Raw genomic sequence first — 25,343 nt, 5'->3', positions numbered from 1 at the left:
TAAACCCAACCGTTCTCGGGCCGACGGACGTACGTCGTTTCTGGCCTACTTGGACGCAGATCTCATCAAGGAATTGAAGAAAGCCGCGCTGGATGACGAACGGAACGCCTATGAAATCGTCGAGGAGGCGATCGTCAACTGGCTCGCCCGTCGCGGGAAGAAAAGGCGCCCTATATGACGTCGCTGTCGACGATCATCGGTTTCGGGAACGGGATCTAGCGATGCTGCACACGCTCAGGAATGTCGGTCGGTTCGACCTCGGGGGCTACGCCCTTGGCGAGAAGATCGCGGATTTGGTGGACGTCGACACGCCCCTATGGAAGGCGGGAATGAGATACAAAGCCGACATCACCGGCGGATCCTTGAAGCTGTCCGAGAGTAGGCGCATCGCTGATCTGCTCCTTCGGCGCATCGACGCCGAAGGCTGGAAGGACGCGATCGCGAAACGGAACATTCTTCAAGCTCGCACTCCGACCACGGCGCGACGCCTCACCCAGTTGATCAGGGGGCGGCTGGAAACGATGGGGCCCGAGCTTTGGGTGCTGGTTCGCGACGGGAGGGGATCTGTCGCCACCCACGCTCTGCTGGCCGCCGCGGTGAAGCACAGCCCGCTCCTTGGCGACTTCATGATAATGGTCGTCGGCGAGCAATACCGCCGGTTCGGCGCCGCGCTTTCGAACAAGATGTTCGACGAATATCTCGACGGCTGCCGGGAGCGCGACCCGGAAATGCCGCATTGGACCGAATCGACGCGGGCGAGGCTGCGTTCCTCAGTCTTCCAGATGCTCGCTCAAGCCGGCTACATCGACGACACCAAGAACCTTAATTTGAAGACCGTGCATGTCGCCGACGAGGTGCTCGCCTATCTAAAAGCGAACCGCGAGGGCTACGTCCTTCGCTGCATTCGGGTGTCCCCGTGAGCGCCTCGCTTCGCGAACGCCTGAACAAGATCCTGGCGAGGATTACGTCCGACGCGTTTCTCAGCGGAAGTGGGATCGGCAACGAGATCGCGTTCTACATCTTCGACTACCCACCAGAGGACGAACTTATCGTTCGCGATCACCTGCGCACGCTGCTCCAACATATTCCAAAGCAGAAGCACGGACTGCGGGTCAAGCACGTCGATCTGTTCGATTTCGTCTTGGACTGCCTAAAGAGTCGAAACCTCCTCGACAAAGCTTTGAAGATGGAGCGGATCAAAGGGGAGCGGTTTGTGAGAGATGAACTCGTAAAGGGGCCGCTTAGGGAAGATAGGCTGAACCATCTGTTCGCGCGCGCTGCTCAACCGGATCAGCACGACGTCGTCATCGTGTCCGGCGCCGGGACGGTCTGGCCGCTCCTTCGAATTCATTCGCTTCTGAACAATCTGCACTCCGTGATGGGCAAGACTCCGCTCGTCATATTCTATCCGGGCTCCTATGACGGGCTGTCGCTCCGACTGTTCGGGAAAATCAGGAATGCCAACTACTATCGGGCCTTCAGGCTGGTCCCGTGATCCGAGGTTGACATGCTCATCGAGAAGCTTTTCGAACGCGATATTTTCCGGCCCATCAACGGGGTCGTGAAGGCAGATCAACTCGACAACAACTCGGTCTGGCAGGAGCTGGACGAGTTTGTCATCACGCGTGAGCTGGATCGCCATTTCCGCAAATTCTTCGAATGGTATCTCCAGGCGTTGGAGGACGGGAGGAACGTCGATCCGACTGGCAAAATGGCTATCTGGATTTCCGGCTTTTTCGGCTCCGGTAAGTCTCACTTCCTGAAGGTGCTGTCCTATCTGCTGAGCAACCGCACCTATACGAGCGACGGCCAGAGCCGGCGCGCGGTCGAATTCTTCGAGAGCAAGATCCGTGACGCCACGCTCTTCGCCGACATCAAGCGCGCCGTCGTCGCCGATACCGACGTCGTCCTGTTCAACATCGACAGCAAGGCAGACCACGGAAGCGGTACTGGACGCGATCTGATCCTGCGAGTCTTCCTGAAGGTCCTGAACGAATTGCAGGGGTATAGCGGCGACCACCCTCACATCGCGCACATGGAGCGCTATCTCGACGGCAAGGGCAAACTGAAAGCTTTCCATGCCGCCTTCGAACGGCTTACCGGAACCACTTGGGAAAACGAGCGCGACGCCTATCAGTTCAATCAGGATGAGGTCGTCAAGGCGCTGAGCGAATCGCTCGGACAAAGCGAGGCGGCGAGCATCCGATGGATCGAAGGGGCCGAGGGCAACTTCGCCCTCTCGGTAGAGAATTTCTGCAGGTGGGTGAACGAATACCTGGACTCGAAGGGGCCTCGGCATCGAATCGCGTTCCTCGTCGACGAAGTCGGCCAGTTCATCGGGACCGACTCGCATCTGATGCTCAATCTGCAAACGATCACGGAAGAACTCGGGACGCTCTGCCGTCGCCGTGCGTGGGTGATCGTGACCTCCCAAGAGGACATGGACACCGTTCTGGGCGACATGAGCAGGACGAAGAAGCAGGATTTCTCCAAGATTCAGGGACGATTTTTTCCGCCTCTGTCGCTGTCGAGCGCCAACGTCGACGAGGTCATTCAGGCCCGTCTTCTGGCGAAGCGTCCCGACGTGAAGGACGCGCTCGAAGCGGAGTTCGTTGCGAAGGGCGACATCCTCAAGAGCCAGCTTACGTTCAAGGACTGCGGCATGGCTTTCCGCCCTTTCAAGGACAAGGAGGATTTCGTCAGGAACTACCCGTTCGCTCCTTATCAGTTCCTGCTGGTCCAAAGGATATTCGAATCCATTCGCAAGGCCGGGGCGACGGGCTTGCATCTGGCGCGCGGCGAACGGTCTATGCTCGACGCCTTCCAGTCTGCTGCGAAAACCGTTTCCGCGAGCGAAGTCGGCATCTTGGTGCCTCTTTACGATTTCTATCCCTCCATCGAGAGCTTTCTAGACACCTCGGTCAAGAAGACGATCGATCAGGCCGGGGACAACCCCGGCCTCGGGCCCTTCGACGTCCGTCTGCTCCAGGTCCTGTTCCTCATCCGCTACGTCGAGGAGATGAAGGGCAACGTCGACAACCTCGTCACGCTCTGCCTCGATAGGATCGACGGCGACCGTCTGGCCCTGCGTAAGCAGATCGTTGAGAGCCTTGGTCGCCTCGAAAGCGAAACGCTGATCAACCGCAGCGGGGACGTCTATTTCTTCCTGACCAACGAAGAGCGCGACATAAACAAAGAGATCAAACAGGTCGATCTTTCGAGCGGCGAGGAGGCCAAGCTGCTGGGAGACATCATCTTCGACGAGGTCCTCGACGGGCGACGCAAGCATCGTTACAGCGTGAACTCGAAGGATTTTGAATTCAATCGCCGTTGTGACATGTTTCCCGTCGGAAACCAGAGAGAGGGAGCGCTTCTCGTATCGGTCATCACGCCATTGGCCGATGATTACGAATCCTTCGACAACGCCAAGAGCGTTCTCGAGAGCACGGCGGATGGCGGCTGCGTGTTGGTCCGGCTTGGCAATGACGAAAAGCTTGGTCGCGAGCTTCGCACCTATCTCCAGACCGAGAAATACGTTTCCCGCAAGAACGACGGAACGCTGCCGGAATCGACCAAGCGCATCCTGAACGCCTGCGCGGCGGACAATCGCGACCGCCGGGAGCGCCTGATCGCGCTCCTTGCCGACATGCTATCCGCCGCCGAATATTTCGCCGCAGGACAATTGCTGAAGACAAGGGGTGCGAAGCCGATCGAGCTTCTCGACGACGCGATGGAATATCTCGTCAAGAACACCTTCAGCAAGATGGGCTACCTGAAACGGCTCGTTTCCGAGCCGTTGAAGGAAATCCAAACCGTCCTTCGGAGCAACGACGTCGACAAGCAGACGTTGGAGCTTCAGGCCGGCGAGAACAATCCGGAGGCCCTTGACGACCTGCGCGAATACCTGCGCCTCGCCTCGTTGAAGAGCCAGCAGGTCGTCCTGCACGACATGATCGAGAAGCGATACTCGCTGAGGCCCTATGGCTGGCCGGACGAGGAATTGCTGCTGCTGCTGGCGCGCCTCGTCGTGCTCGGCGAGGTTACGCTGTCGATGGACTCCGCCGTCCTGCCTATCGACAAGATCTACGAGGCGATCACGACGCCGGCGAAGCGCCGCAAGGTCGTCGTTCGCAGGCGCGAAACCGCCGATCCTAAGGCGATCCAGAACGCCCGCGCCCTCGGCAAGGAGTTGTTCGCCGAAATGGGGCCGGACGACGAGGACGCCATCGGCTCCTTCCTGCAAGGGAAGCTCAGGGACTGGCAGACGTCGCTGAACGCCTTCAAGCAATTGGCCGACACCGGCGATTATCCGGGGGCCAAAGAGATCCGCGACGGCCTGACGCTGATCAACCCGCTCCTCAACGACCGGGAAAGCCGGAAGCTCATCGAACGCTTCAACGGCTTGAAGGCCGACCTGACCGACCTAGCCGAAGAATTTGACGAACTGGAGCACTTCTATGACCGCCAGAAGGCGACTTGGGAAAAGCTCCGCAAAGCATATTCCGCCTTCCAGCTCAACCGGCTCGAACTGGAACGGGATGAAAAGGCGGGGCCGGTCCTGACGCGCATGGGCGAGATTCTTTCGGCGCGGCGACCTTATGGCCTGGTCAAGGAGGCCGAAGATCTTATCGCCGCGGTCAGTGCGACCAACTCGCTTCTGTTGTCATCGCGTCGGAACGAGGTCATCGACAAGATCGATGCGCTCATCGCCCGCCTAGACAAGGAATTGACGGCGGTTCGCGCCGACGCCAGCCTGCGAACCGTCTGCGTCAGGCCGCTGGAAGCGTTGCGCGAACAGGTGCGCGCGCAGGAAAGCCTCGCGCATATCACGCAGGCCGAAAGCGAAGCCGAGAAAGGATACGATAGCGCCATTCTGCGAATCGAGACCTTCGTCGCGCCGCCAATGCCTGCAACCGGCGGGAGCGGCGGGGGACCCGGCGATCAGCAGACGCCGCCGACACCTCCGGCGCCCATCCGAAAGCGCAGAATCGTTACGCCCGCCAAAATCATGACGACGCCCTACTTGGAAACGCCCGACGACGTGAACGGCTTCCTGGACGACTTGCGGCAGGAGCTTGAGACGGCCTTGGCGAACAACGAACGCATCGAAATCCGGTAACCAGACCATGAACCGCTCCGATCTGAAAAGCTATGCGCCACAGGCGCGCCGGGATTTCATTCAGGCGATGAAGGATCGCGCCGCCTTCTTCGGCCTGATGGCGACCAAGGTGGAGCCCGTCGTCGAACGGGGCGACGTCGTCGTGGTCGCCGGACGGGAGCATCCCCGCGCCGTCGGCAGGAAAAGGAAGTTGCTGGAAGAGCGCGTCCGGCGGAACGGTTTCGACCAGACGATGGAAGCCATGGCATACACATGGTTCAACCGGCTTGTCGCCATCCGCTTTATGGAATTGCATGGCTATCTCGACCATGGCTATCGCGTCCTCAGCCATCCGGATGGCAAGCCGACGCCCGAGATCCTCGAACACGCCGATGCCGAGCAGGTGAACCTCCCGGGCTTGAAGCGCGACCGGATCATCGATCTGAAGCAGGCCGGCAACAAGGATTCCGAGCTTTTCCGGCTGCTCCTGACGGCGCAGTGCAACGCCTTGCATGCGGCCATGCCGTTCCTGTTCGAGCGGATCGACGACGAGACCGAACTGCTTCTGCCCGACAATCTGCTCCATTCGGATTCGCTGATCCGGAAACTGGTGAACGATATCGCCGAGGAGGACTGGAAGGACGTCGAGATCATCGGTTGGCTCTACCAATTCTACATCTCGGAGAAGAAGGCCAAGGTGATCGGCAAGGTGGTCGCGAGCGAGGACATTCCCGCGGCCACGCAGCTGTTTACGCCGAACTGGATCGTCAAATATCTCGTCCAGAACACGCTCGGACGGCAATGGCTCGCAACCTATCCGAACTCGGCGCTGCAGCAAAAGATGGAATATTACATTGAGCCCGCCGAGCAGACGCAGGAAGTGCAGGATAAGCTTAGGGAGATTACGCCGTCCAGCCTGAATCCCGAGGAATTGACCTTCCTCGACCCAGCCTGCGGGTCGGGCCACATCCTCGTCGAGGCTTACGATCTTTTCAAAACGATCTACGAGGAACGCGGCTACCGAGCCAAGGAAATCCCCGCGCTGATCCTGCAAAGGAACCTGTTCGGTCTTGAGATCGACGACCGCGCGGCCCAACTCGCGGCGTTCGCCTTGATGATGAAGGCGCGCGCCGACGACCGCCGCATTTTCGATAACTACGTCGAGCCGAACGTCATGGCGTTCGTGGAAAGCAAGGGCATCGATGCCGCAAGCATCACGAACGCGCTGAATGCGCCGATCGACAAGGACAAGACGCCAAAGGAATACCTCTTCGAGGAGATAGCGGACGCCGAGACGCCGTTGCTCAGCAGGAAGGCACTAGCCGAGAAGGGCCACGTCTCGCTGGGCGATGTCGCATCGTTGCTGGCACTGTTCGCTAATGCAAAGACGTTTGGATCATTGATTCAGGTTCCAGAAGATCTTGCGGGCAAACTGCCTGAGATCGAGCGGCGACTCGACCAAGTTCTGAGGCATGGGGATCTCACACACGCTGTCGCCCAAGACCTCGTACCATTGCTTCGGCAAACTCGATCGTTGGCAAAGCAATACGATGCAGTTGTGGCAAATCCTCCTTATATGGGCGGACGCAACGGTATGCCGGCGAGTCTAAAGGAGTTTGTGTCCCAACATTTCAATGCAGGCAAAGCCGATTTGTTCGCCGCATTCATTCAGCAATGTTGCCACATGGCGCGGAAGAACGGTCGCGTCGGAATGATAACAAAACACAACTGGATGTTTACGTCCACATATGAGGCGTTTCGAGAATGGTTACTGTCTTCCGCGTCTCTTCAATCTGCGGCGCATCTTGGTCCCGGCGTCTTTGAATTTCTTGGTGGCGAAGTTGTACAAGTTGTTGCCTTCGCGATACAGAAGAGTGTAGTCAATCCTTATACACCAGTTTTTATCCGTGCAGTTAGCGGTACGGTCGAAGAAAAGCGGAATGCACTTTTGAATCAGGTGCCGCGCTTTGCAAGGGCCACTCAGCAATCATTTCTGCATATTCCCGGGGCTCCTATTTCGTATTGGTTGTCTCCAACGATTACAAAGCTTTTTGATTCCCCGTCGATGGAAACGGTTTCAGAACCGAGGGAGGGACTGACAACTGGCGAGAACTCTCGATATCTCCGTCTATGGCATGAGGTCGCGCACTGGAAGATAAATAGATCTGCGAAGACAAGAGAACAGGCAAAAGCGTCTGGGCTAAAGTGGTTCCCTTACAACAAAGGCGGCGAGCAACGCAGGTGGTATGGAAACCTCATTTTCGTGATCGATTGGGCGAACGATGGCTATGATTTGCAAACACGCCTTCATCCATCGGGGCGCATTTGGGCGCACAATTTTAATCTAGACTACATATTTCGTCCTCATATCACATGGACGGATATCGTTTCATCTGGAATTGCGACGCGATATGTTCCCGCCGGCTCGCTTTTCGATTGTAGTGGGCAAAGTGCTTTTTTTGACAGTGAATCCGAGCAGTTTGCTGCTCTGGCGTTCTCAAACACGAAACTTGCGTCCATGTTGGTCGATGTTATCAATCCGACCCTTCATTTCAAATCTGGAGACTTCCGCAGACTTCCGTTTCCAAGAAAAGCCTCATGCGAACGCTCGTCTACTATTGCTAAGGCTGCCATAGACCTTGCAAAGCAGGATTGGGATTCCTGTGAAACGTCATTGGATTTCCATGAACTTCCAACGATCCAAGATGAAGTTCCAACATTGGAGCGGTCTCTGCAACTCGTTACAGCAGCGTTCTCGGATCGCGCAGCACTAATGAAGGAGCTAGAGGAGGAGAATAATCGCATTTTCATCGATGCCTATCTACTGCAAGACGAACTGACGCCAGATGTTCCAGACGACCAGATTACGCTCTATAGGCCTAGCCGCGAAGAGGACATCAAGCGACTGGTCTCCTACGTCCTCGGCTGCATGATGGGCCGCTACAGTCTCGACGAGTCGGGACTGATCTATGCCAAGAGTGGCAACGCGGACTTCGAACCCAGCCGCTACAAAAAATTCCGAGCCGACGATGACGGCATCGTCTCGCTGCTCGAAACCGACTGGGGCATCCGAGACGACGCTGCCAATCGCATCGCGGAGTTCATCGGTGTCGCGTGGCCGAAGGAGTATCTCGAAGAGAACCTGAAATTCATCGCCGCCAGCCTCGGTCCGACGAACGGCGAGCAGCCGCGCGACACGATCCGCCGCTACCTGGCAACTGGCTTTTACAAGCATCATTTGGCAATGTACAAGAAAAGGCCGATCTACTGGCTGTTCTCCAGCGGCAAGCAGCGCGCCTTCCAATGCCTCGTCTACCTGCATCGCTATCACGAAGGCACGTTGGCGCGGATGCGGACGGAATATGTCATCCCGCTCCAAGGCCAGATCCCCGCGCGCATCGACAAGATTGAGGACGACAAGGCCAAGGCGACCAGCACCAGCTATCGCAAGAAGCTCCAAAAGGAGCAGGACGACCTCAAGAAGCAGCGGGCGGAACTGGCGGTCTTTGAGGAGAAGCTGAAACACGCCGCCGACCAGCAGATCGCGCTCGATCTCGATGACGGGGTCAAGGTGAACTACGGCAAGTTCGGTGATCTGGTGGCCGAGGCCAAAGCGATCACGGGGGAGAAGGACGACGAGTGAGCGATCTCAAGCAAATCCATTTCGCGCTCGATCGGCTCTTTCGAGACGACGGGAAGCGGATCGTCTTCTGGAACGATCCGGACGGCGAGTTCCTGGACTCGCTTCCGAACGTTAGGCTCGATGACGTGACGATCTTGCGGCTAGACGAGGTCGGCGCGCTCGAAACCAAGATTCGCCTCGAACGCGAGGAACCGGAAGGGAAGTTCCTCCTCTACTCGCCCGCCGAGGAGCCCGACTACGAAGACGACTGGCTTCTCGACATCCGACTTTACAGCGGCAGCTTCCGGGCGGATCGCGCGAGCATCCTTTCGCAGGAACTTGGGCTCCTGAACCAGCACTTGCGGACGCACCTGGCCGAACGGCGCAAGTTCTTCGACGCCAAGGATCGGCTTCAGAAGCTCAAAAATTTGGTGGCGCCGAACGACACCGTCGCCGATATCGACCGCAAGATGATCGCCGTCGTGTCCAAGGCCGACCAGCCGGAGCCCTTCAATCTGGTGCAGACTATCTTCCATGCGTGGATGGAGGCTGGGGAGGACGTCGACCTTGATGATCCGCCTGCCGTATGGGGCCTGATCGAGAAGTTCGATCTCGACGTCCCGTTCTGGAAGTTAGCCAAGTCAAAGTTCGGTTACGAGGAAGACAGCCCGACACTGAAAAAGCTCTTGCTTCGGCTGATGGTCACGGATTTCGCCCATTATCTGAAAGGCGACGCCGTTCCGCAAGCATTGCGCGGCTTGCTTCTGCCCCATGGCGGCTGGTCAAACGCCGTGGTCTGTCTCGCGCAATGGCGCGACAGCAACAGCAGGGGCGCCAGCTACGACCACCTGTCGGCGCTCGCTGCGGCCATTCTAAAGATCGAGGATCACCTGCCGGGGTTGGAAATCGACCAGCTTGTCGACGTGATGACCTTCTTGGCCGTCGAGAAGCGGATCGCCAGCAGCCTCCGCGAACGGGTGCAGACCACTGCCGACGCCATCAATGCGGACGACGTGCGCGCCATCGCCACCCGCCGGCAGACCGGTCACTGGGCGTCGCCCATGGCAGCCGGTTCCGAAGAGGTGCCCCGCCGGGCGCTCCACGACGTCTACGACGCGCTTATCGCCGCGGCCGATTTTTACGCCATGCGGAACCTCCACAAGGGCGGCTTCGACTATCTCGACGCCGCCGCGATGTATCGGGCGTACGAGACCGACCTCTATCGCTTCGACCAGCTCTATCGGCGCTTTTGCGAGGCGGCGGACGGAGCCGAGGAGAAAAGCTGGGACATCGTCAAGCCGATGCGGGCGGAGATCGAGGCTCACTACGGCAACGGCTATCTGACTCCGCTCGCGCTGGCTTGGGGCAGGTTCCTCGATCCAAAGGACGGTCTCCTTGCGCACTGGCGGATCGACAAGGTTTCGAACCAGCACCAGTTTTATGACCGCTACGTGCGGCCTTGGCTCGAGGAGAGCGAGAGCCGGCGCGCCTTCGTCATCATCAGCGACGCGTTCCGCTACGAGGCGGCCCAGGAGCTGACCGCCGAGCTCAACGGCAAATATCGCTTCGACGCCACGCTGTCATCGCAGCTTGGCGTATTGCCATCCTACACGACGCTCGGCATGGCGAGCCTGCTTCCGCACAAGAAGCTGGCGTACAGAGGAAGCGACGTATTGGTGGACGGCAGGTCTAGCGTCGCCGGCGAGCGGGACGGCATCCTGCAATCTGTGGGCGGGATGGCCTGCAAGGCCGGCGACCTTCTTGCGATGAAACGCGACGAGGGACGGGCTCTGATCAAGGACAAGCGTGTTGTCTATATCTACCACGACACCGTCGATGCTATCGGTGACGACTCCAAGACCGAGGCCGACACGTTCATGGCGGTGAGGAAAGCAATAAACGAACTAGCTTCGCTCGTCGGCTACGTCGTAAACAAGCTGAACGGCAGCCGCATCGTGATAACCGCCGACCACGGTTTTCTGTTCACCGAGAGCCCGCGCGTCGAAACGGATAAGAGCAAGCTGAAGGAAAAGCCGGAGGGCACAATCCTCGCCAAGAAGCGCTACCTGCTGGGGAAGAATCTCCCAGAGAGTGACGCCGCTTGGCGCGGGAAGGTGAGCATGACCGCCGGCGCGGAAACCGACATGGAGTTCTGGATTCCCAAGGGGGCGAACCTGTTCCATTTCGTCGGGGGCGCGCGCTTCAGCCACGGCGGCGCCATGCCGCAGGAAATCGTCGTCCCGGTCGTGACCGTCAAGGAAGTCGAAGGGAAGTCGGCGCAGGGAACCAAGACGAGGGCGGTATCTGTTCACGTCTTAGGCAACAACCATCGGATCACGACGGCCAGCCACCGATTCCAACTGCTCCAGATGGAGCCTGTCGCTGACCGTTTGAAGGCAGTCACCCTCAAGATCGCCGTTTACGAGGGCGACGAACCCGTGACTGCCATCGAGACCGTGAAATTCGACAGCGCTTCCGGCAATCTCGACGAGCGAAAGAAATGGGTCAATCTCGTCCTGAAGGAGCGGCATTACGACAAGAAGACGCCGTACCGGCTCGTTCTTCGCGATGCCGAAACCGAGGTCGAGCAACAAAGCGTCGACGTGATTATCGACAGGGCGTTCACCGATGATTTCTGAGACCCTCGGTCCCGACAACGGCCTCGACGACCTGCTGAACCGGCACTTCCCTGGCAAGGTCGTTCGCAAGGACTTGACCAAGCTGGTCAAGGAAGGCGCCAACGTTCCGGTCTACGTCCTGGAATATCTGCTCGGAACCTACTGCGCCTCGAACGACGAGGCCATTATTGAAGACGGCCTTCGCACGGTCAAAAAGATCCTCGCCGAGAACTATGTGCGCCCCGACGAGGCGGAGAAGGTGAAATCGTCGATCCGCGAGCGAGGCAGTCTTAAAGTCATAGATAAGGTCAGCGTGGCGCTGAACGAGAAGCGCGACGTCTACGAAGCGCAGTTTGGCAACCTCGGCGTCAGCCGGATCGAGGTTCCCAGCGATATCGTGAAGAAGTTCGAGAAGCTGCTGGTCGGCGGCATCTGGTGCATCGCCACCCTCGAATATTTTTACGAGGAGGCCCAGAAGGGCTCGCCGTTCCTGCTGCGCGACCTGAAGCCGATCCAGATGCCGAACATGGATATGGAAGAGCTGTTCGAAGGGCGCCGCGCGTTCACCGAGCAGCAATGGATCGACGTCCTGTTGCGTTCTACCGGCATGGAGCCGACGAACCTTCAGAAGCGCGTCAAATGGCACCTTCTGGCGCGCATGATTCCCCTGGCCGAGAACAACTACAACCTCGCCGAACTGGGGCCGCGCGGAACGGGCAAGAGTCACGTCTACAAGGAAATCAGTCCGAACAGCATTCTCATTTCCGGCGGCCAGACCACCGTCGCAAACCTTTTCTATAACATGGCTCGCCGCCAGGTCGGCCTGGTCGGCGTTTGGGACGTCGTGGCCTTCGACGAGGTCTCGGGCATCACCTTCAAGGACAAGGACGGCGTCCAGATTATGAAGGACTACATGGCCTCGGGGTCGTTCGCCCGCGGTCGCGACGCGATCAGCGCCTATGCCTCGATGGTGTTCGTCGGCAACATTAACCAGTCCGTCGACACGCTGGTCAAGACGAGCCATCTCTTCGCCCCATTTCCCGAGGCGATGATCGACTCCGCGTTCTTCGACCGCTTCCACGCCTACATTCCGGGCTGGGAAATTCCGAAGATGCGGCCCGAGTTCTTCACGAACCAATATGGGCTGATCGTCGACTATCTCGCCGAATGGCTCAGGGAGATGCGGAAGCGGAACTTCGGCGACGCGATCAGCAAATATTTCAAGCTGGGACGGGACCTGAACCAGCGCGACACGATCGCCGTGAGGCATACCGTCTCCGGCCTTTTGAAGCTGCTCTATCCAAGCGAGGAATATGACAAGGAGGCAGTGCGCTGCTGCCTCGAATACGCTCTCGAAGCCCGGCGTCGGGTGAAGGAGCAATTGAAGAAAATCGGCGGCATGGAATTTTTCGACGTCCACTTCTCCTACATCGACAACGAGACGCTGGAGGAGCGATTCGTCAGCGTGCCGGAACAGGGCGGCGGATCGCTGATTCCCGACGGTCCGCTCAGTCCCGGCGTCATGCACACGGTTGCCACGGGATCGGCGGGGCATCTCGGCCTGTATCGCTTGGAAACGCAAGTGACTGCCGGCAACGGCGCGCTGAAGACGTCGGGCCTCGGCTCAAATTCTGCCGCCAAGGAAACGATCAAAGTCGGGTTCGACTACTTCAAGGCGAACGCGAACCGCGTCAGCGCCTCGATCAAGGCCGGCGACCACGACTACCACCTGCACGTTGTCGAACTGCACAACACCGGGCCGACGACGGCAATGACGCTCGCGACGTTCGTAGCGCTGTGCTCGGCCGTCCTCGGGAAGCCGATCCAGCAGCAAATGGTCGTCCTTGGAAGCATGAGCCTGGGCGGAAATATCGTCCCGGTCGAGAACCTTGCGGAGTCGTTACAGGTGGCCTTCGACGCTGGCGCCAAGCGGCTGTTGCTCCCGATGGCAAGCGTGAAGGACATCCCGACCATTCCCGGCGAGTTGTTCGCCAAGTTCCAGACGGGATTCTACGCCGACGCGACAGACGCGGTGTTCAAGGCGCTGGGGGTAAGTTGAAAGTGTTCGGTCGCAATTTTTCCTGGCGACCGAGGTAGGCCTCAAACAATGGACGGAATTATCCCGTCAGTGACTAGAACTGTTGTGCTGGTGCCGGAACGACATTAAGTAGTTTCTGACTCCAATTAGATACAGTGCGACATCGTTTATACGCGGATTCTAACCGCCACCGACAGCAGGTTTGACCGGAACCCACTAACATCCGAATGTGGTTTCTGGTGAACTGGACTTGATATTTGCTCTGTCGGCTGCGCCGGTGACGGAGATCGCCGCCCTCGATCAACGGACGAAGCGAGAGCTTATCTGGGAAACGGATCTTACAATGGCGGGTTTTGGTACGTGGATGCAGCGACTGTCGGACTTCGCGTTCGGGTACGATTTCTTTGTGAGTTACAAACAAGACGACGGACGCTTTTTGCCAAGAGAACTCGCGACGAAACTTACGTCCTTGGGATTCAGGGTATTCCTGGACGAGAACACATACGTAGCTGGCGACGACCTTTCCCTCGCCACTCAACGCCGCGTCAGGATGAGCTCCTACCTGCTTCTTATTGCTCGCCCGGGAGCGATGAGCCGCTCTCCCTGGGTTGTTCGGGAGGTCGAGCTTTCTCTCAAGGCCGGAAAGCGTATCATTGTCGTCAACGTCAATGATGCGTTTCTGAACACGACGGGTGACATGGAAGAGGAGGTCGCACGTGCAACAACCTTGAGATCACTACTTGGCAACCGCCTCGGCATTCCGCTGCAGACCGGCGAAGCCATGCCCATCTTCGATGGCGAACCTCCGGAACATCTGCTCGGCGAGATCAAGCGGAGTTTCGCGGCTACCCGGCAGGACACCCGCCGGTCGAGATTCTTCGCGACCGCGGCGATCGCGTTTGCGTTGCTCGCGGGCGTGGCGTTATTCCTCGGTTGGCAAGCCGACGCCGCAAGGAAGCGTGCGGAGCAGGAAAACCGTAAATCGCGCGCAGGCGCGCTTGCAGCCCGATCGGAACTTGTTCGATCAGCACTCCCACAATTGGCTGGCCTTCTCGCACGTTCGTCCGTGCAGGTCTCGACGACGCAAAACGAAGGAGCAACTCCGGCTGCACGCCAAGCCCTCTTGGAAAGTGTGCTTGGCCTTAATGGCCTTACTGTCCCGCAATCGAAGGGTCCTGCCGCGGTAAGCGCGAAAAGCTCCAGCGGTTCGTGGCTCGCAAGCGCTACCGGCAGCCTTGTGCAGCTGTGGAGTATTACCGAACAGGGTGAGTTTATCCACGATCGCGACGTTTCATTAGGCGGCGACCCTTCTTTTGTTCAGTTCGGGCATGGAGATCATTGGCTCGTTGCAGGAAATAGAGACTTTCTCTGCTTCTTGAACCTTGGAGAGCATAGCCAGCCCGTTTGCGACACATTTGGCCCTAACGACGGCCTCCTCGAAACAACACTGAGCCCGGATAGGCGATTCCTCGTCGGCGTCCGATACTCGTCAAGCGTTGTCGCCTGGGACCTGACGGCATCCGAACCGACCCAATCCAAACGCCTCTTGGGTAACGAGCTGCCCACAGTCCGCGAGGCCACATTTAGCGGCGACGGAAAGTGGTTGATTGCATGGGGGATCACAAGCACCGAACTGTGGCTTTGGAAGGACAATGACATTAGGAACGGCACTTCCCCAACTAAATTGAAAGGACACACTTCGGCAATCAAGAGCGCCGACGTCAGCGGGTCCGCAGGTGTCGCCGTGAGTGCGGATGATGACGGGAACTTATTGCTTTGGGGCCTGCCGCCCAAACCCGTCACGTACACGGTGTTAGCGCGTTCGGACGGAAGGCAATGGACTACAAAAGTCGGTTTTAGTCCGGACGGAGCCTGGTTCGCGGCCCCACGGAGATTAGGCCTGCTCGGAAAGAATGACGAGGCGGCAACGGACATACTGCTTTACCGGATGTCTGGTCAGTCCGCCGAGCTCCGCGCACGTCTTCCGCACGACTCCTATGCAGACGATTTCTCGTTCGATCCCACGAGCCACTTTTTACTCGCTCTCGGGACAAACGGGACGAATTGGCTGTGGAATCTAAACGGACCATTCGACGAGAGACGGTCGAGGCTCGTCGCTCACCAATGGCCTTCACATGAGTTCGCGTTTTCAGGCGACGGCAGACGGCTCGTCACGGCTGATGACCAAGGAAAGGCGTACTCGTGGGACCTCGATTGTCAGTGGCCCCGTCCCGTCGCGAGCCCCTTCAGGGGCCTGGAAGGCCGCTTCACTGCGCTGCTGTTCGGTTCCCCTAAGGGATGGATCGTGGGGGGAGACCAGCGCAATCTCAGATATTGGGATGCAACGCTGCCGTCGCTCGGAGAGCCTTTGGTACTTGCAGATAACTGCAAGGCAAATCTCGACGAGTTATCGCTGAGCCCCTCCAACCGCTGGCTTGCGACGGTCAATCAAAGCATAATCTCGTTGTTTGACGGATCGGCTCGTAGGCCCTTCGCCAGGATCGATCTGTCGACAGCGGGTTCCGACATCGAAGCACTCCAATTGTCGCCCAACGATCAATGGCTCGCAGTCTGCTTGAAAAACGGCGAGCTGCTCTTGTGGGACCTGATCCACATTTCAACGACGTCACTTCCGCGGTGGCGGTGGCCTACGCCTGGCGCCTCATGTCACTTCTCCGATTTCAGCGAAGATGGAGCTTTTCTCGTTTCCGCGGACGTAGGTAGGCAGGGATCGCTTTGGGATTTGCGGTCGGCGGCCTCCGTGCCGCCACGCATTGCACTAGGTAGCGACAAGATTAGCGACGTTCACGTAAGCCGGAATGGCGGATACGTGGCGGGTCTAGCGCACGATACCATTTGGCTTTGGGACCGAGACGCGACTCCACCTTCCGCCAATTTCAAGGCGCTTTACAAAGGTGAGGCCGTCCTACGGAAATTGATATTTTCTCCCAACGGCCGCTGGTTGATCGCGCTTCAGGACGAAGAGGCACTCGTCTGGGCGTTGCCGGCCGCGCCCGGCGACAAACCAAAAAGGTTGCCTTTTCCGAAGGGCGATTGGTATTCGGTGGGCTTGAGTAGGGACAGCCGATGGCTTGTCATCCCAGTGCCCCAAGCATCGCAGTTGTGGAATCTGTCGGGTTCCGAGCTACCCGCATCGCCCACAGTCCTGCCGTCAAGTCTGCAGCGGATGGTGCACCCAACCTTCGCCCCAGGAAGCCAATGGTTCGCCTGCGCACAAGGATCCACAGTCTATTTGTGGGACCTTGAACATCCAGACCGTCATCCGACTGTTTTTGACGGAGGTGGCGGAGACATCGAGTCAATCGCATTTAGTCCGGACGGGAAGACGCTAGCTTTTGGTGCCTATGACGGAATGATTGGAATTGAGACACAAGACAAGAGCACTAATGGGACAGTTCGGATGCGAGCTCAAACCGGCTCAGTCCAAAGTCTGTCCTTCTCGTCGGACGGTGACTGGCTACTTAGCGCGACCTACAGCAGCATAAGGATTTGGCCTACCCGGACCGATAAGCTTCTGCAACTGGCTCGAGACCGCATCGGCCGCGAAGCTGACCCTTACGAGTTACAATTCTATCTCGGAGATGATGCAGCACGCCTCCCTATGACCCCCGCCAACCCGTTCCGATAAGAACTGAGGGCGCTGTCACGTTGTCGAGAGCAAACACGGGAAACACCGATTTTCTCTGCCGAAAGGCGGGCGCCCGCTTCCCTCCGACGCCATCCTCGATCGCCTCGTCCACAACGCCCACCGCATCGAGCTGTCCGGCGAAAGCCTGCGCCGGACGCGGGGGCGAAAAATCCAAATCAGCTTGACCAAAAACCACAACCGGTGAGACAAATCTCATCAGCCGACGGCACGCGGCGCCCGGGCGGGATAATTCCGTTACGGGGGGCGCCATCATCCCGGAATCGCCGGGCGGAATTATCCCGTTAAAGACGGGCGCCTTCATCGGAATCGGCAGTCGCAGCGGTTCTCTGGCGGTTCAAACTCTATACGGGTGCCTTGAACGTGCCAATTTTCATCAATTTCATGAAGCGTCTCGTCAAGGATGCGAAGCAAATATCTATTTTTTATTCTAGGCCAGAGGGCCAGTTTAATTCTTTTTCGCATGCCTTCGACTGCACGGAAGACGCGACCTTAGCAATTGGCCCCACCCAATGTGACGATGATCCGAGTTAAGGGCAGCGCGACACCAAACGCTTCGAACCTAAACGAATCAACGCCGTGCGCCCTGTCCACCAAAATCAACCCGCCAGCCGTGGCTGTCGTCCGCAATTAAAGGGCCGGTTCACACACTTCAGACGCCGGGATCAACGAATCATGGTAAGAATATAAAGGTAGGTTGCTCGATTTTTAAGTGGGACTATTGTGCGCTCTCGCTTGAACGACGGGGCTAGATTTTGATGTCGAAACGTAAACATGTTTTTATTAGCCACCATCATGCGGACGACGATCAGGTCAGCAAGCTGACGGATTTGCTGGGCCGCAAGGGCTATGAGATTCGGAATAGTTCGATCCGCGCCAAGCCGGCCAACCGGGCGCGTCTGGATCGTGGAGAGATTAAGGAAGCAACGATCAAGCGCTTGCTGCGTATGAAAATGTCCTGGGCATCGACGGTAATCGTACTAATTGGCAAGGAAACGCATCAACGCCCTTGGGTCGATTGGGAAATCAGGAAGGCGAATGAATTGGGGAAAAGGATTGTCGGTGTCTATACCCGAGGCGGCACCGAAGCGGACATTCCGCCGACATTAGAAGACTATGGCGATTCGATCGTGAATTGGAATTCGGCGAGCATAATTGACGCCATCGAGGGAACGGAAAGCCCCTTCGAAAACACCGACGGCACGGCTCGCGCGCCCATCAATGGCGCTCAAACATCCCGGTGCTGAGGGCCTCGTGGCTGAGGTTTATATGTATGTCGTGGCCAGGGACTTTGGCTTCGCTCCCAACCCGTTTCACGGCGTTTGCACGCTGGCGACCTGTAAACCAATCATTCGTCGAACGGCTAAGGTTGGAGATTGGGTGATTGGCATGGGGGGAAGTAAGCTCAGCGCTGTAGGACGTTGCATTTTTGCCATGCAAATCACTGAAGCTATGAGTTTTGATGCATACTGGGCTGCGCCGGCTTATCAGGCAAAGCGCCCAGTGAGAAACGGTAGTCGCAAAACTATCGTGGGAGACAATATATATCATCGCACCGTGGGTAGCGACCATTGGCAACAAGAAGACTCGCATCATAGTCAGCCGGATGGAACACCAGATCAATACAACATTCAAAATGATACGCAGACGGATAGAATTCTGATATCGGATCATTTCTGGTACTTCGGAAACGTGGCCCCCATTGTTCCAGATGACATCCTGAACAACCTACGCTTTCACAATGCAAGAGGTCATCGGCGCTATCCTTTGACTAACGCTCAGCAGCTCTTATCTTGGTTGGAAGAGGCCTTTCCGAACAAGATCAATCATGTTCTAGGCGATCCATTTCAATTCGCTAAGAGCAGTGCTCGGTACTCCAAAAAGTCGGATCAAATTATGTAGGCCGGCCGCATCCCGATCTCCCGGTTTTTTTTTTGAGGGATTGCTTCTCTCTATTGTAAAGGCATCGGCCGATGCCTTTTTTTGAATGGAAATCGCTTCGTGACCGAAATCATGCGCAACGACGCCGCCTCCATAAGCTTTGACGCCTTTGAAGCGGCAATCCTCGAGACGGATGTGCTGCCCCCGGGTGATGTCGCTCCGGTTCTGCTCGGGCTCTATGGCGAGGTCGGCGGGATTATGTCGGCTGCCAAGAAGCACGTGCGCGAAAAGAATGCTTATCCCGGTTATCGCAAGGCGGCGGTGGAAGAATTCGGAGATACGCTGTGGTATCTGGCGACGCTCTGTAAGCGGATTGGGACCACGTTAGACGCGCTCTTCAAGAAGGCAAGTCAGGGCAGCGGTTTTTCCACGGTAAGTGTGGCTAGCGACCTTCCGATCGGTGCCGTAGCGGTCGTCGCCGCTCCCGCCGCGACACCAATCTTGGACGAGACATTATTCGATCTTGGCGCCGCGGCGAGCGAATTGCTGGCCGCCCGCGCGGACATAGAGGCGCTTAAGTGCAGTCTGCTGACGTTCGCACGCTGCTACCTCGTCGCCCTCCATGCAGCGAAATTGAGCTTTGCGGAAGTCGCCCGGCTCAATATCGCTAAAACCCGCGGAGCATTCATCGATCCGGATTTGAGCCAATTGCCGCAGTTCGATGACTCTTTTGAAGAGGAAGAACAGATTCCCCGGCAATTTCGCATCGGAATTTCACTTCGAAACGGCGGCAGGAGTTACCTGCGATGGAACGGCGTCTTCATCGGCGATCCGCTCACAGACAACATTGCCGACTCGGACGGATATCGCTTTCACGACGTGCTTCATCTTGCTTACGCCGCGATCCTGCATTGGTCACCCGTTTTTCGGGCGTTGATCAAGCAGAAGCGTAAGAGCCGCCCGGAATTCGACGAGAACGAAGATGGCGGTCGTGCTATCGTTGTCGAAGAAGGCGTGACGGCATGGATTTTTACCCGCGCCAAAGAGCTTGATTATTTCGCGGGGCAAGACCGGATATCGTTTGGGATGTTGAAGTCGGTTCAAGAGTTCGTGACAGGCTTCGAAGTCGCGCAATGTCCGCTAAAGCTTTGGGAAAGAGCCATCCTAGACGGCTATGCGGTGTTTCGAAAAATTCGCCAAGCAAACGGCGGGTGGATTGTCGGAGACCGTGACTGCCGTTCGATTCACTTCGAGCCGTTATGACGGGGGGGCTGTTTCAATGCATGCTTTTGTGAGCGCGCTCCAGTCGCTACGCTTTGAGAACTGTTTCAATCCCTATAGCGATCGCTGTCCCGATTGCGATCGCGCTGACGCGCCGATGCGGCGCGCTTCGGTCTTGTCGCGAATCTTGCAAGCTGTCGAATCCGAAGGCGTAGACGCGATATGGGTCGGACGCGATCTGGGTTATCGCGGCGGAAGGCGAACGGGCCTCGCGCTTACCGACGACGTTCATATCGGCCGGCATGCCGCCCGTTGGGGACTCGCAGAGGAACGGTTTACACTTGGCGAAGCTATAGCTGAACGCACGGCGGCTGTCATCTGGAGCGTTCTGGATCGGATCGACACTCGCCTCTTTCTCTGGAATGTGTTTCCCTTGCATCCGCATGACAATGGTAAGCCGTTCAGCAACCGGCCGCACAACGGCAAAGAGCGCCAGGTGGGCGAAAGCGCTCTCGAACAGCTGATTGCGCTTGCGAGGCCGCGGCGTATCGTCGCAATCGGTGCAGACGCAGCCGCCGCGGCGTCTCGAGTCGCTGCAGACGTTCCTGTCTTCGGCGTTCGTCATCCGAGCTACGGCGGCCAAACGCAATTTCTCCGGCAAATCTCAGATCTGTATGGCCTGCCGCCCGCCAAGACCGGTCGCATGGCGTCAGATTCGCAGCACCGACCGGAACAGCAACGGCTGGAACTCGAGTTTACCTTATGACTCGAGAGTGCGCTTACATCGCATTCGCCAGGGAAATCCTTCACCGTCACGCCGCCTAATGTTAAAGTAGGTGGGGGTTTAAATCGGCATCGAACCTGCCCCTTCCATCCAACGAGGACTCAAAGCATTACGCCACCGGTCGGCCGCAAATCTGGAAGCTGATTCACACTGCGACAGCTGTTAGCCGACAGCGCCTGTGGCGACGACACCACAGGCGCCGCGGTCGAGCGCGGCGGGGAGGTCGATCTTGAAACCGCTAAACGCTCAGGCACCTTGCAATCGTTCTGAAATTCTCGTTTAGGCCATGAAATCCGCCTAATTTGTATTTTAGAGGCGGATTTGCATCCTACCGAAATCGCGTTTGCGAAGGCTCAAGACGTCGTGCGATCACGGCGATGACGTCACGTGCGAGAACCTCGCAGTCTTCCCGCAAGACAAATTCCACAGCTGTATCGCGGTCCGCCTGCGACAGTTCGCGACCCATTTCACGCATTCTGGCGCGCGCGTCGCCATAGTCGGGTTGGATTTCGCCGAGGTAGGGCGTCTCCAAATTCGGGTCGATCAGGCCGAGATCGATCGCGACATCGCGCGCCGCACCGCCATAGGCGCCAAGAACGACGAAAGGCGTCCGCGACTCGATGGAGGAAATTGTTTCCTCGTAAATGCCGGGCATGGCGCCAAAGAAACGATCGCGGTCTCCCGACACGCCGAGATCGCCGCGCTTGCCGCCAAGCGCGATCCTTGCTCTCGTCAAAATCCGCGCTGCGTTTCGCATGGCCGTGAGGGCGTCGGCCTCGCGACGGGTCGGCAGGTCCGAAGAAAACTTCGCAAAATCAGCGGGGGTGTCGATGATGAAGGGCGCTCTCTTTCCCTCAGTGTCGTGGATCGTCAGCTTGTCGGACCGGCGGGAGACCGATAGATGGACATTTTCATCGACAATAACTCTGGTTTCGAGAAACGAGCCGAACTGCGACTGGATCTCGAATACGCGGGCAAAGGAAACGCGCCTGAATTCCGACAAGGGCAATAAATGCAAAAACGGCTTCGCCATGCGTCCGCCTTCGCGCAGCGCCGGCGGCGCATACGCATGCGCGATGCATTCAAACATTCGCGCCGTGATGCCGCCCTCCTGAAGGTGTCCGCCAAAAAGGATGCGTCCCTGCGCGCGGATCACGCGCATGCAGAGATTGAAGACGACCTGATCGAATTCGGTCGTCGGGAACCCCAGTCGGCCGAGGTCGGCCGGAGGGCTCATGGAGAGGGCCACGACGCGGCCGTGAAGGTTCGGGATCGCGTTCATTGGTAGTCGCTCAGCGCCAGAATTTTGCGCCCGTTTGCAAGTTTGGCGAGCAGTTGGGTTTCAACATCGGGCAGCGGCGGATCGGGATAGACGATGGTTGTTTTTGCATTTCCAGCCTGGTCGGCGAGAAAGGCGAGATCCGCCAGCTCCGGCGGCCTTGGAAAGATCTCGGCCGCTCCCCCTGTCACTGTTCCCGCCTGAATGGCGAACAGGTCGCACCGCAACGCTTCGGTCAATAATTCGAGCAGGGCTCTTTCAATGCCTGCCGGATCGGCGAGGGGGCTTCGGATCACGGTCATATTCCCGGAATAGGGGAAAGTTCGCTCCACCCGTTTACAGCCAAGGTCGACAAGCAAAAGCGGTCGACGAAATTCCTTGGCCCACAAAATTTCCTGGTTGCACCAGGGGCGCGAGTCGTAAAGGTCGGTGACGATCGCCAGCATCGACGCTTTTGACGCGGCCTCTTCCAAGCCCTCCCGCCAGTCTTCGCCCGTTTCGAGTTCGCGTGCATCATAGAACGTATCAAGGCGCAGACCGTTCGCGGGATCGCTGATATGACGCACGATGCGTTCAGCCGCCAACTTGCCATCCGACTTGGCGTGGCTCAGGAAGATTTTTTCCCGCTCGCCGGCCTGCTTCTTGAAAAGTTGGCGGCGGATCGCATTGACCACATGGATGAGCAGCCGCGTCGCGCGCGCCTCGTCATCAAGGCCCTGCCAATCCCACCAGGCGATGGTCTGCCCCCTGTCGAAACAGCCTAAGGAGCCAAGGCCGGAGTCGATCGTCGTCACAATGCCGAAGAGAGGGGCGACGGATCGCTCGGCGTCCCTACAAAGATCCAACCAATGTGTGGGCTTTTCTTCAATATCGACGCCATAAAGCATGACGACGACGTTAAGATTCGCGCCCAGGGCCCGGATCGGTGCCAGCGATCCGTCAGCCCCGAGGGGCTCAGACCTCACTCGGACGGGAATGCGCATCTGAACGCCTGCCCGCTGCATTCCGATTTTATCGAAATGCGCGACGAATGCTTGGGCCGTCCGCGTCGACGTCGTATCCTTAGGGTGATGGATCAATGTGATGACGACTGGATATTGCATGCGTCGCATCCTTCAACGCCAGAAGAGCCCTGGCAAGGCCAAACCAGCGAATTGCAAAAGTCTTCAGGCGCAAGGCGTAAAGGGCGCGGCGGCGACTCCATTGACGAACTGCGTGAGGACGACGTCAGTATGGATCTTCTTCTGCGCTTCGTTGATTCCGATATTCGTCAGGTCGTCGATCGCCTGCCGGCTAGCATTGTCTAGCGAGAAGCGTCCGGCCGTCGCCTGAAAATTGATCCTGTGCATTCGGCTGCGCAAGAGCAGCCGAACTTGAGCCATCGTCGACTCGGCCTGCGCTTCAAACATCAGATTGACCAATCCGAGGTTCCATTTCAAAGCGCTGGCCTTTGTATTGTTCGCAATCGAAAACGGCTCGGTCGTCGTGCCGATGCTCAAAATATTGATGTCGTCGAGCGGGATGTTCAGGAAGGAAACCGCCTCGACCAGGCCGACCATCGCCGGGCAATTCGCCCAGACGCCGCCGTCGACAAACTTCCCATAGTGGCCGGCGGAGGCGGCGGCGAAGTAGGTCGGCGCCGCCGAAGTCGCCAAAGCGACGTCTACGGCCGGCACGTTTATGTCGTTGACAAATCTCGGTTCATGAGCGGTCTTAAAAATATAGATGCGCCCCGACACCGCGTCATATGACGGGATGGCGAGACGACATTTCGACTCTCCGAACTTGCGCTCCTTAAGGATCGCAGCGACGTGTGACCGTAAAACATCGTGTGAAAACTTGGGTCCTAAAAATATCTGGCGAAACAAACCCCAGTTCCGCTCCACAAGGCTGGTTCCAGGAAAAATCGACGCCCCGCGATCACGATAAAACTCAAGCAAGTCCCTTGGCGACAAACCGAGCCCTAGCCCGACCGCCAGAATGCCGCCGGTGCTTGTTCCGCAGATGAGATCGAAATGATCCACGACCGATTTTTTGGCCAATTCTTCAATACGCGCGAGCACGGCCGCCGTGAACACACCTTTTATTCCACCGCCGTCGAGGCAAAGAATTCGGAACATCGCGAGAGCTCCCTGTAATCAATATTTGACGACCTGTTTTTCTTACTCGTGCGCGGGACATGAAAGGAAGAAAAATGAGTTTCTGAACACTTCGCAACCGAGTTTAGTGCGCCTGACGTAAATGTCAAAGTGACAAGAATGCTCTGCGATGGTCGGAGGTGTTAGGCCGCGTTCAGCGACTTCGGTTCGGCGAATACGCTATAGGTATTTAGCCGCATATTCTCGAAAAACGCATATGCTTTTATATCATATGCTCAAGTTTCGACCTTGACACGAGCCAAAGTGAGGGCCGCAATATCTTATACGCTACCAAACTAGACTTTCATTACTTGCTTTTTGATTGGCTCAGCGATCAGGCCGCCCGCTTTGGCGCTCGTCGAAGGCGCCCTCCCAGCGGTCAGAGCCGGCTCGGGGAAACTGAACAGCGGGATAAGTGGCTGTCGGTTGGCAGTTTGGCGTGAGATTCCAGATCGCGTAATTTCAGAGACTTACCTTTCCACCATCCCTCTCCATTTAGCAGTTAACGTGAGATGCGGTCATCTTTTAGCACTTAAGGTAAGATTCCTAGCTCCGAACGTTCCCGTGATCCGGGCCAGAAATCGAAAGCCGTTCAACTTTCCTGAGCGCGACGACGTCGCGCTCAGGACGAATGCGCTGTGGGCATTTAACTTGAGACTGCGAACATGTTCTGTCTCAAGTTGACTGCTAAAGGTCGGGACAATTCCAGAAATCTCACGCCAAAGTGCTAGCCGACAACGTGCCTGGCACAGAGGGAGGTTCCACGCGAGATCGCGACGGACCCGGAACAGCCGGCGCATGGCAGAGCGACAAACACGGCCGCCACTACGCGCGAGAATTGATCGCGGCACCTAGCACTACTTTGGCAGATTTGGTTCGACGGCGTCGGCGATGAGTTTCTCACAGTGGGGGCATCGTCTGGGTGGAGGCCGTGCGAAGAGGTCGAGAATGGCTTGTCTGATGGCCGGCAGGCTCGGTTGTGGCGGCGGTCCCCCGA

16 protein-coding genes and 1 pseudogene are annotated in these 25,343 nt (G+C 57.6%); 13 read left to right on the top strand and 4 right to left on the bottom strand.

Going from position 1 to position 25,343, the window contains the following annotated elements; translation table 11 throughout:
• Window positions 1-49: 49 nt before the first annotated feature.
• From MPC4_RS21515 to MPC4_RS14055, 12 genes and pseudogenes are all read left to right on the top strand, one after another.
• A complete protein-coding gene (locus MPC4_RS21515; protein WP_280514811.1) occupies window positions 50-178 on the top strand; it encodes a hypothetical protein in 129 nt (42 codons plus the stop codon).
• Between the two features lie 43 nt (window positions 179-221).
• Complete coding sequence (locus MPC4_RS14100; protein ID WP_210253654.1) at window positions 222-920, top strand: DUF1819 family protein; 699 nt, start codon at window positions 222-224, stop codon at window positions 918-920.
• A complete protein-coding gene (locus MPC4_RS14095) occupies window positions 917-1,495 on the top strand; it encodes a DUF1788 domain-containing protein (protein ID WP_174513076.1) in 579 nt (192 codons plus the stop codon). Before MPC4_RS14100 ends, MPC4_RS14095 begins: the two co-directional genes overlap by 4 nt.
• A gap of 12 nt (window positions 1,496-1,507) precedes the next feature.
• On the top strand, window positions 1,508-5,119 hold the full coding sequence (brxC, locus tag MPC4_RS14090) for a BREX system P-loop protein BrxC (RefSeq protein WP_174513075.1): 3,612 nt from the start codon (window positions 1,508-1,510) through the stop codon (window positions 5,117-5,119).
• 7 nt (window positions 5,120-5,126) lie between these two features.
• On the top strand, window positions 5,127-8,741 hold the full coding sequence (pglX, locus tag MPC4_RS14085) for a BREX-1 system adenine-specific DNA-methyltransferase PglX (RefSeq protein WP_174513074.1): 3,615 nt from the start codon (window positions 5,127-5,129) through the stop codon (window positions 8,739-8,741).
• Window positions 8,738-11,359 (top strand): BREX-1 system phosphatase PglZ type A, encoded by a 2,622-nt coding sequence (gene pglZ, locus MPC4_RS14080; RefSeq protein ID WP_174513073.1) that lies wholly within the window; start codon window positions 8,738-8,740, stop codon window positions 11,357-11,359. The genes pglX and pglZ overlap by 4 nt, the downstream gene beginning before the upstream one ends.
• A complete protein-coding gene (brxL, locus tag MPC4_RS14075) occupies window positions 11,349-13,397 on the top strand; it encodes a protease Lon-related BREX system protein BrxL (RefSeq protein ID WP_174513072.1) in 2,049 nt (682 codons plus the stop codon). The genes pglZ and brxL overlap by 11 nt, the downstream gene beginning before the upstream one ends.
• Window positions 13,398-13,626: 229 nt before the next feature.
• Entirely contained in the window at window positions 13,627-17,025 is a 3,399-nt protein-coding gene (locus MPC4_RS14070) for a TIR domain-containing protein (protein WP_174513071.1), read from the top strand.
• A gap of 67 nt (window positions 17,026-17,092) precedes the next feature.
• Window positions 17,093-17,230 (top strand): annotated as a pseudogene (locus tag MPC4_RS20960) (ATP-binding protein); the annotation flags it as partial.
• Window positions 17,231-17,801: 571 nt separating this feature from the next.
• Window positions 17,802-18,290, top strand: a complete 489-nt coding sequence (locus MPC4_RS14065) for a TIR domain-containing protein (RefSeq protein ID WP_174513070.1) — start codon at window positions 17,802-17,804, stop codon at window positions 18,288-18,290.
• A gap of 7 nt (window positions 18,291-18,297) precedes the next feature.
• Window positions 18,298-18,945, top strand: coding sequence for an Nmad2 family putative nucleotide modification protein (locus MPC4_RS14060; protein WP_244629018.1), 648 nt, complete (start codon window positions 18,298-18,300; stop codon window positions 18,943-18,945).
• A 99-nt stretch (window positions 18,946-19,044) separates the two neighbouring features.
• Window positions 19,045-20,187 (top strand): nucleoside triphosphate pyrophosphohydrolase family protein, encoded by a 1,143-nt coding sequence (locus tag MPC4_RS14055; RefSeq protein WP_244629017.1) that lies wholly within the window; start codon window positions 19,045-19,047, stop codon window positions 20,185-20,187.
• Window positions 20,188-20,233: 46 nt separating this feature from the next.
• Here MPC4_RS14055 and MPC4_RS21295 read toward each other — a convergent pair whose 3' ends face one another.
• Window positions 20,234-20,590 (bottom strand): hypothetical protein, encoded by a 357-nt coding sequence (locus tag MPC4_RS21295; protein WP_244629016.1) that lies wholly within the window; start codon window positions 20,588-20,590, stop codon window positions 20,234-20,236.
• Between MPC4_RS21295 and MPC4_RS21290 the strand changes: the two genes are divergently transcribed.
• Complete coding sequence (locus MPC4_RS21290) at window positions 20,579-20,911, top strand: uracil-DNA glycosylase family protein (protein WP_244629015.1); 333 nt, start codon at window positions 20,579-20,581, stop codon at window positions 20,909-20,911. The genes MPC4_RS21295 and MPC4_RS21290 overlap by 12 nt on opposite strands.
• A 346-nt stretch (window positions 20,912-21,257) precedes the next feature.
• Here the strand turns inward: MPC4_RS21290 and MPC4_RS14045 are convergent, their stop codons facing one another.
• The 3 genes from MPC4_RS14045 to MPC4_RS14035 form a co-directional block, all read right to left on the bottom strand.
• A complete protein-coding gene (locus MPC4_RS14045; protein WP_174513068.1) occupies window positions 21,258-22,211 on the bottom strand; it encodes a hypothetical protein in 954 nt (317 codons plus the stop codon).
• Window positions 22,208-23,311 carry a toll/interleukin-1 receptor domain-containing protein gene (locus tag MPC4_RS14040; protein WP_174513067.1) on the bottom strand — a complete coding sequence of 368 codons (1,104 nt, stop codon included), beginning with the start codon at window positions 23,309-23,311 and terminating at the stop codon, window positions 22,208-22,210. Before MPC4_RS14040 ends, MPC4_RS14045 begins: the two co-directional genes overlap by 4 nt.
• 63 nt (window positions 23,312-23,374) lie before the next feature.
• Window positions 23,375-24,328 carry a CBASS cGAMP-activated phospholipase gene (locus MPC4_RS14035; protein ID WP_174513066.1) on the bottom strand — a complete coding sequence of 318 codons (954 nt, stop codon included), beginning with the start codon at window positions 24,326-24,328 and terminating at the stop codon, window positions 23,375-23,377.
• Window positions 24,329-25,343: the final 1,015 nt, after the last annotated feature.

Origin of the sequence: Methylocella tundrae, from assembly GCF_901905185.1 — a bacterium.
Taxonomy (GTDB): domain Bacteria; phylum Pseudomonadota; class Alphaproteobacteria; order Rhizobiales; family Beijerinckiaceae; genus Methylocapsa; species Methylocapsa tundrae.
Note: the sequence above shows the minus strand (reverse complement) of the source record. Positions and strands in the feature narration are given on the sequence as shown.